The organism is Streptomyces roseolus (assembly GCF_014649855.1).
In the GTDB taxonomy this organism is placed as follows: Bacteria; Actinomycetota; Actinomycetes; order Streptomycetales; family Streptomycetaceae; genus Streptomyces; species Streptomyces roseolus.
The window spans coordinates 202,568-210,376 of record NZ_BMTV01000007.1; the positions used below are offsets into that span (position 1 = coordinate 202,568).

Consider the following 7,809-nt stretch of genomic DNA (forward strand, 5'->3'; position numbering starts at 1 on the left):
GGGCGGCCTTCATGGCGGTGGTCCGCTTGCGGGGGGCCTTGGGGGCTTCCTCGGCGGCCGGTGCCTCGGTGGCGGCCGGAGCCGTCTTCTTGGCGGTGGCGCGCTTGCGGGGAGCCTTCGGGGCCTCCTCGGCGGTGGCGGGGGCCTCGGCCTCGACGGCCGCGGTGGCCTTCTTGGCGGTGGTCCGCTTGCGGGGGGCCTTGGGGGCTTCCTCGGCGGCCGGTGCCTCGGTGGCGGCCGGAGCCGTCTTCTTGGCGGCGCGCTTGCGCGGAGCCTTCGGGGCCTCCGCCTGCTCGGCGTCGGAGACGGCGGCGACCGGGGCCGGGGTCGGCTCGGCCACCGGGGCCGGGATGACCACGACGGCCTCGGCGGGGGCCGTGGTCGTCACCGGGCTGGACGCCTTGCGGACCGCGCGGCGGCGCGGGCGGGCGGCCGGCGGCTCCTCCACGACCGGGGCCGCGGGCGCCTCGACGACGGCCGGAGCCGCCTCGACGACGCCACCCGGAGTGGTGGCCGGACGGGTCGCCCGGCGCCGGGCGCGCGGCGGCGCGGCCACGGCCTGCGCCGGGACGGCGGCCTGAGCCGGAGCGGCCTGGACCGGGGCCTCGGCGGCCGGGGCGGTCGTGACCGGGGCGGCGGCGGCCGGGCGGGACGCCGGGCGCTCCTCCGCGGCCTGGGCCGGCACCGCGGCGGACCGCTTGCGGGCGGCGGCCAGCTCGGCGGCGGCGGTCTCCACGGTCTGGAAGCTCACCGTGTCCTCGGCCCGCGGCCGGACCCGCCGCTTGCGCGGCGTGAAGACCGGAGCAGGAGCGGAGGCGGGGGCCGGGGCGGCGGGAGCGGCCTTGGCGACTGGTGCCTGGACCGTCTCGACGACCGCCGGGGCCGTCTCCGTACGACCGCCACGACGGCGGCGGCGCGGGGCGGCCGGTTCCTCGGCCGGGGCCTCGACGGGCGCGGCCGGGGCGGCGGCCCGGACGGGCTCGGCCTTCTCGGCCGCGGGGGTCTCGACGACCGCCGGGGCCGTCTCCGTACGACCGCCACGACGGCGGCGGCGCGGGGCGGCCGGTTCCTCGGCCGGGGCCTCGACGGGCGCGGCCGGGGCGGCGGGCGCCTCGGCCGGCGTCACCGGGGTGGCGCCGGCGACCGGGATGCCGCCGGTCGACGGGCCGGTGCCGCGGGTGCGGCGGCGGCGCGGACGGCGGGGGCCGTCGACGGCCTCGGGGGCCTCGGCGGTCTCCGGCGCGGCGGTCGCCTGCGGGGTCTCCGCCTCGGCCTCCGTGCCGCCACGGGTGCGGCGGCGCTGGCGCGGGGTGCGGGCGGGGCGCTCCTCGGCCGGGGCCTCGGTGCGGCCGCCGCGGCCACGACGGCCGCCGGGCTCGCCCAGGTCCTCCAGCTCCTCCGCGGCGAGACCCGCGCGGGTCCGCTCGGAGCGCGGCAGGATGCCCTTGGTGCCCTCGGGGATGTCGAGGTCGGCGTAGAGGTGCGGGGAGCTGGAGTACGTCTCCACCGGGTCCGCGAAGTCGAGTTCCAGCGCCTTGTTGATCAGCTGCCAGCGCGGGATGTCGTCCCAGTCGACCAGGGTGATCGCCGTACCGGTGTTGCCCGCGCGGCCGGTGCGGCCGGTGCGGTGCAGGTACGTCTTCTCGTCCTCGGGCGTCTGGTAGTTGATGACGTGGGTGACGCCCTCGACGTCGATGCCGCGCGCCGCGACGTCGGTGCAGACGAGGACGTCCACCTTGCCGTTGCGGAAGGCGCGCAGCGCCTGCTCGCGGGCGCCCTGGCCGAGGTCGCCGTGGACCGCGCCGGAGGCGAAGCCGCGCCGCTGGAGCTGCTCGGCGATGTCGGCGGCCGTGCGCTTCGTACGGCAGAAGATCATCGCGAGGCCGCGGCCGCGGGCCTGGAGGATGCGCGCGACCATCTCCGGCTTGTCCATGTTGTGCGCCCGGTACACGCGCTGCGTGATGTTCGCGTGGGTCACGCCCTCGTTGTCCGGCGAGGTGGCGCGGATGTGCGTGGGCCGCGACATGTAGCGGCGGGCCAGGCCGATGACCGCGCCCGGCATGGTCGCCGAGAACAGCATGGTCTGGCGCTTCGCCGGAAGCATGTTGATGATCTTCTCGACGTCGGGCAGGAAGCCCAGGTCGAGCATCTCGTCGGCCTCGTCGAGGACGAGGGTCTTGACGTGCGACAGGTCGAGCTTGCGCTGGCCCGCCAGGTCGAGCAGGCGGCCGGGGGTGCCGACGACGACGTCGACGCCCTTCTGCAGCGCCTCGACCTGCGGCTCGTAGGCACGGCCGCCGTAGATGGCGAGGACGCGGACGTTGCGCACCTTGCCGGCGGTCAGGAGGTCGTTGGTGACCTGCTGGCACAGCTCGCGGGTCGGCACGACGACGAGGGCCTGCGGGGCCTCGGTCAGCTGCTCGGGCGTGGCGCGGCCGGCCTCGACGTCGGCGGGGACGGTGACGCGCTCCAGGATCGGCAGGCCGAAGCCGAGGGTCTTGCCCGTGCCGGTCTTGGCCTGGCCGATGACGTCGGTGCCGGTGAGGGCGACCGGAAGGGTCATCTCCTGGATGGGGAAGGGGGTGACGATGCCGACGGCTTCAAGCGCTTCGGCGGTCTCGGGGAGGATTCCGAGCTCTCGGAACGTAGTCAGGGTGCTGCCTCTTCTGTGAGACGCGGTACGAGGCGAACGAAGGGGGTCTCATCGTGCCGGGCTCTTCCCGCGGGATCCTGGGGAAGATCACCGCCGGGTGGCACGGGACCACTGCCGTCGCTCGAGCGTCGTATCCGCTTGAGGGACCCTTCGGCAGGGCGCCGGAAGGGCTGTCGGGCCGGAGCCGATCGGGCCACCGACCGGGCATCCTCATTCATGCGTCGGCCCACCGGGTACGTCCGAACGTGCGAAAGCATGTCCGCATACTCGGCAGGCGCAATATCACTGTACCCCGGAATCGCGCATGTGTGTCGGGCGAAATGGTGATGAGGGCACGGTCACACTGACTGGCCAGCCCCTTCGGGGTACGGAGGGCGGGCTATTGTGCCGTGCATGGAGACGCCTGACAACGCCGCGCCCGCCGGCGAAACCGACGCCGACACCAGCCCCACCGGCATCGCCGCCGAGGACTGGGCCACGGCCTCCGCCGAGCCGCAGTACCGCGCCGCCGTGATCGACCTCCTCGGCGCCCTCGCCTACGGCGAGCTCGCGGCCTTCGAGCGGCTCGCCGAGGACGCCAAGCTCGCGCCGTCCCTGGAGGACAAGGCGGAGCTGGCGAAGATGGCCTCCGCGGAGTTCCACCACTTCGAGCGGCTGCGCGACCGGCTGGCCGCCGTGGACGCCGAGCCGACCGCCGCGATGGAGCCCTTCGCGAAGGCGCTCGACGACTTCCACCGCCAGACCGCCCCGTCGGACTGGCTGGAGGGCCTGGTCAAGGCGTACGTGGGCGACTCGATCGCCAGCGACTTCTACCGCGAGGTCGCGGCCCGCCTCGACTCCGACACCCGCGCGCTGGTGCTCGCGGTGCTCGACGACACGGGCCACGGCAACTTCGCCGTGGAGAAGGTGCGCGCCGCGATCGACGCCGACCCGCGCGTCGGCGGCCGGCTCGCGCTGTGGGCCCGCCGGCTGATGGGCGAGGCGCTCTCGCAGGCCCAGCGGGTGGTGGCGGAGCGGGACGCGCTCTCCACGATGCTCGTCGGCGGGGTCGCGGACGGCTTCGACCTGGCGGAGGTGGGCCGGATGTTCTCCCGGATCACCGAGGCGCACACCAAGCGGATGGCGGCGCTGGGCCTGGCGGCCTGAACCCCCCTCGTACGACGGCCGCGTGGCCCGGGACCTGGTCGGTCCCGGGCCACGCGGCCGTTCACGCCGTCGCGTGCTCCGTGCGCGTCCGCTCAGTACGCGGCGGAGGATGAGCGGCGCAGTCGGCGGGCGGCCGGGCGCACCAGGAGCGAGAGCAGCACCGCGGACACGGCGACGGCCCCGACGAGGGTGGCGAGGAAATGGCCGGGCCCCAGTGCCCCGTGGGTGACGAGCGCCCCGAAGACCGCGCCGAGCGCACCGGTGAGGAGGACGGTCCTGCGGGCGGGGAGGCGGTCGGGCAGGCGGTGCGCGGCGGCCCAGGCCAGGGCGAGTCCGAGCAGGGCGGAGCCGAGGGCTTCCAGGAACACGGTGGATCACCTCGCGAGGGGTGCGGGGCGGGTGGTGCGGTCAGCCCCTACCTACCCCGGGCCACCGGAACGCAACCCTCCCTCCGCCCTGGTGGGGAGCCCCGTACACGCCCCGGCCGCGGCCGGGACCCGGGGGCGGAGCGCCCCCGGCGCGCGGCCTCGGCGCCACCCGGACGGGCGCGCGGGCGGCCGTGCGGCGGAGGCCGTACCGGGGGCGCGTGCGAGGCAGCCGTGCCGGGGGCGCGTGCGAGGTGGCCGGACCCGAGGGGCGCGTGCGGGTGGCGCCGAAGGCCGGGTCCTTCCCGCGGAGGCCCTTCCGGGGGCGCGCGGCGGCCGGCCCCGAGGGCGCGTCCGGGCTGCGCCGGAGCCGGGGCCGTGCCCGCGGAGGACCCACCCGGCGGCGCACGCGGAGGAGGCCCGGAAGGACGGGTGTCCTTCCGGGCCTCCTCGTCGCCTCAGGGGCGCGAGCCGGGGCTCAGAGCGTGCCGAAGCCCACGCGGCGCACCGCGGCCTCGCCCAGCTCGACATACGCGATCTTGTCCGACGGGACGAGGACCCGGCGGCCCTTCTCGTCCTCGAGGCTGAGCAGCGGCGCCTTGCCGGACAGCGCGTCGGCGACGGCGCGCTCCACGTCCTCGGCGGACTGCCCGCTCTCCAGAACGATCTCCCGGGGTGCGTACTGCACGCCGATCTTGACCTCCACGGCTATGTCCCTCCGAACGGTCAGCCATGCGCGATGAACCCGCGCCGTACGCTGCACACATTAGCCCGGTGAGGGGACGCGCACGGCTCAGTGGCGGCACGCCAGGAGCGAACAGCCCCCGGGAACAAAGAGACGGTCAGTGGCCCTCGGCGCTCAGCTGGCCCTCCACGGCGTGCAGCGGGAAGCCCGCGATGCCGCGCCAGGCGAGGGAGGTGAGCAGGGAGACCGCCGTGTCGCGGGGGATCGGGGACTCGCTGGACAGCCAGTAGCGGGCCACGACCTGGGAGACGCCGCCGAGGCCCACCGCGAGCAGCATCGACTCGTCCTTGGACAGGCCGGTGTCCTCGGCGATGACCTCGGAGATCGCCTCGGCGCACTGGAGGCTCACCCGGTCGACCCGCTCGCGCACGGCCGGCTCGTTGGTGAGGTCGGACTCGAAGACGAGCCGGAAGGCGCCGCCCTCGTCCTCGACGTAGGCGAAGTAGGCGTCCATGGTGGCCGCGACGCGGAGCTTGTTGTCCGTGGTGGAGGCGAGGGCCGTGCGGACGGACTGGAGCAGGGACTCGCAGTGCTGGTCGAGCAGGGCCAGGTAGAGCTCCAGCTTGCCGGGGAAGTGCTGGTACAGCACCGGCTTGCTGACCCCGGCCCGCTCGGCGATGTCGTCCATGGCCGCCGAGTGGTAGCCCTGGGCGACGAAGACCTCCTGGGCCGCGCCGAGCAGCTGGTTCCGCCGGGCACGGCGCGGCAGCCGCGTACCGCGAGGGCGTGCTGCCTCTGTCTGCTCGATGGCGCTCACGCGGCCTCCCAAGAATTCGATCCAGTGCGCTGACGCGCCGCGCGGCCATCGTACTTTTGGGTAACCCGGGTGTGCGCGGTGCGGACGCAGAATTTCACGGACCGGACGCCCGGGTCGACAGGCGATTCAAGATTAAACCGAACAAATCAGCGATAGTCGTCGGCGGATTGCCGACGGCGGTCCGCTTCTTCGGCGGCGACGCGGCAGTGAAGGCGCTGACGCGCCGGTGAGGGCGGCGACGCGCCGACGAGGGCGGCGACGCGTCAGCGGTAGTCGTCCTCGTCCAGCGTGACGACGCGCGCCTGCTCCGACGCGTCGCCCTCGTCCGCCGCCTCGTGGGTGCTGTCGCTGAGGGGCTCGTCCTCCCCGGGGCGCAGTTCGGTGTGCTGCTCGGCCGCGTCGGCCTCCGGGACTTCCTCGTCGAGCACGGTGTCCTCCTCCTCGGGGAACGTGTCCGGCTCGGACGGATCGACAGTCATGGGGTTCCTTCCCGTCCTCCCCGCGCGTGGGCGGCCGCCCACGCGGATGAACCTCACCTCCGAGCCTAGGAGCAGTGGCGCCGGCCCGCACCCGAGCCGCCGCCGCGGGAGGGGGACGGGACCCCGCGGGCGGGTGGCACGCGGCCTGTGACCGCACCCACACGCGGGCCCGCGTGATCGTCTCGTAATATTGCGCCATGTCCTCGACCGAGCTGCCGGGAACCCGGTCCGCCGACACCGCTCCGGCGCCGTCGCCCCGGCGAGCCGTCCGGGTCGCCGACGGCGAGGAGCTCCGCTCCGTCGCGCTCCCCGGCCTCACCCTCACCGTGCGCTCCCGGCCCGGCGTCCGCACCGGTCTGCCGCCCGCCCTCTACGTGCACGGTCTCGGCGGCTCCTCGCAGAACTGGTCCGCCCTGATGCCGCTCCTGGCCGACCTCGTCGACGGCGAGGCCGTCGACCTGCCCGGCTTCGGCGTCTCCCCGCCGCCCGACGACGGCAACTACTCGGTCACCGGGCACGCCCGTGCCGTCATCCGGCTGCTCGACGCCTCCGGGCGCGGCCCGGTCCACCTCTTCGGCAACTCGCTGGGCGGCGCCGTCGCCACCCGCGTGGCCGCCGTCCGGCCCGACCTCGTCAGGACGCTGACGCTGGTCTCGCCGGCCCTGCCCGAGCTGCGCGCCCAGCGCAGCGCCTGGCCGACGGCGCTGCTCGCCGTCCCCGGCGTCGCCGGGCTCTTCGCCCGCCTCTCCCGGGACTGGACCGCCGAGCAGCGCGTCCGCGGCGTCCTCGCGCTCTGCTACGGGGATCCGGGCCTGGTCACCGACGAGGGCCTCCGGCACGCCGTCGAGGAGATGGAGCGCCGGCTCGAACTCCCTTATTTCTGGGACGCCATGGCCAGGTCCTCGCGCGGGATCGTCGACGCCTATACGCTCGGCGGCCAGCACGGCCTGTGGCGGCAGGCGGAGCGGGTCCTCGCGCCCACCCTCCTGATCTACGGCCGCCGTGACCGGCTCGTCTCGTACCGGATGGCCCGCAGGGCCGCCGCGGCCTTCCGGGGCTCGCGGCTGCTGAGCCTGCCCGACGCCGGACACGTGGCGATGATGGAGTACCCCGAGACGGTCGCCGCGGCCGCGCGGGAGCTGATCGCGGACCACGACGCGCGGCACGACGGGAGCTGAACCCGGGGTGGGACGACATAGCCGCAAGGGGCCCGCGCCCACGGCGGGCGACACAGGGCGCGCTCCGGCGGGCGACACCGGACGCGCTCCGGTGGGGGACACCGGGCGCACGCCCGTGGGCGACGCCGGCGCCGGCACGGGCCGTCGCCGCAGGACCCCCGACGGCGCGGAGCCGTCCCCCGCGCCCCGCGGCACCGCCCGCGCCCACGGCCCCTTCCACGGCCAGGGCGCACCCGCGTACGGGGCCCCCGGACGCGGCGCTTCCCCCTACGGCACCCCGGTGCAGGGGAACCCGGCGCACGGGACGCCGTCCGGCACGCCCGGACGGGGTGCGCCCGCGCAGGGCGCTCCGGGACACGGGGCTCCCGCGCGCGGTGCCGCCGCGCAGGGCGGGCCCGCGTACGGGACGCCGGCGCACGGCACCCCGGCGCACGGCACCCCGGCGCACGGCACCCCGGCGCACGGCACCCCGGCGCACGGCACCCC

General features: G+C 75.9%; 7 protein-coding genes and 1 pseudogene. 3 read left to right on the forward strand and 5 right to left on the reverse strand.

Annotated features, from left to right (window positions below; all coding sequences use genetic code 11):
- On the reverse strand, positions 1-2,563 hold a 2,563-nt coding region (locus IE245_RS10845), incomplete at its 3' end, for a DEAD/DEAH box helicase (protein WP_189946578.1).
- Positions 2,564-3,046: 483 nt separating this feature from the next.
- Here IE245_RS10845 and IE245_RS10850 point away from each other — a divergent pair.
- Positions 3,047-3,799 (forward strand): ferritin-like fold-containing protein, encoded by a 753-nt coding sequence (locus tag IE245_RS10850; RefSeq protein WP_189946579.1) that lies wholly within the window; start codon positions 3,047-3,049, stop codon positions 3,797-3,799.
- A gap of 92 nt (positions 3,800-3,891) precedes the next feature.
- Here the strand turns inward: IE245_RS10850 and IE245_RS10855 are convergent, their stop codons facing one another.
- From IE245_RS10855 to IE245_RS10870, 4 genes are all read right to left on the reverse strand, one after another.
- Positions 3,892-4,167, reverse strand: coding sequence for a hypothetical protein (locus tag IE245_RS10855; protein WP_189946580.1), 276 nt, complete (start codon positions 4,165-4,167; stop codon positions 3,892-3,894).
- Positions 4,168-4,642: 475 nt separating this feature from the next.
- Positions 4,643-4,870, reverse strand: a complete 228-nt coding sequence (locus tag IE245_RS10860) for a DUF3107 domain-containing protein (protein WP_189946581.1) — start codon at positions 4,868-4,870, stop codon at positions 4,643-4,645.
- 136 nt (positions 4,871-5,006) lie between these two features.
- On the reverse strand, positions 5,007-5,666 hold the full coding sequence (locus IE245_RS10865) for a TetR/AcrR family transcriptional regulator (protein ID WP_189946582.1): 660 nt from the start codon (positions 5,664-5,666) through the stop codon (positions 5,007-5,009).
- Positions 5,667-5,929: 263 nt separating this feature from the next.
- A complete protein-coding gene (locus IE245_RS10870) occupies positions 5,930-6,145 on the reverse strand; it encodes an Rv3202a family protein (RefSeq protein ID WP_189946583.1) in 216 nt (71 codons plus the stop codon).
- 197 nt (positions 6,146-6,342) lie between these two features.
- Here IE245_RS10870 and IE245_RS10875 point away from each other — a divergent pair, with 197 nt between their 5' ends.
- Together IE245_RS10875 and IE245_RS36850 are read left to right on the forward strand one after the other, a co-directional pair.
- Positions 6,343-7,323, forward strand: coding sequence for an alpha/beta fold hydrolase (locus IE245_RS10875; protein ID WP_189946584.1), 981 nt, complete (start codon positions 6,343-6,345; stop codon positions 7,321-7,323).
- 115 nt (positions 7,324-7,438) lie between these two features.
- A pseudogene (locus IE245_RS36850) lies at positions 7,439-7,809 on the forward strand (hypothetical protein); the annotation flags it as partial.

What these genes read in the sequence shown, in the direction of transcription:
- IE245_RS10850 (WP_189946579.1), top strand. Translation starts at nt 3,047, where the DNA reads ATGGAGACGCCTGACAACGCCGCGCCCGCCGGCGAAACCGACGCCGAC.
- IE245_RS10870 (WP_189946583.1), bottom strand. Translation starts at nt 6,145, where the DNA reads ATGACTGTCGATCCGTCCGAGCCGGACACGTTCCCCGAGGAGGAGGAC.
- IE245_RS10875 (WP_189946584.1), top strand. Translation starts at nt 6,343, where the DNA reads ATGTCCTCGACCGAGCTGCCGGGAACCCGGTCCGCCGACACCGCTCCG.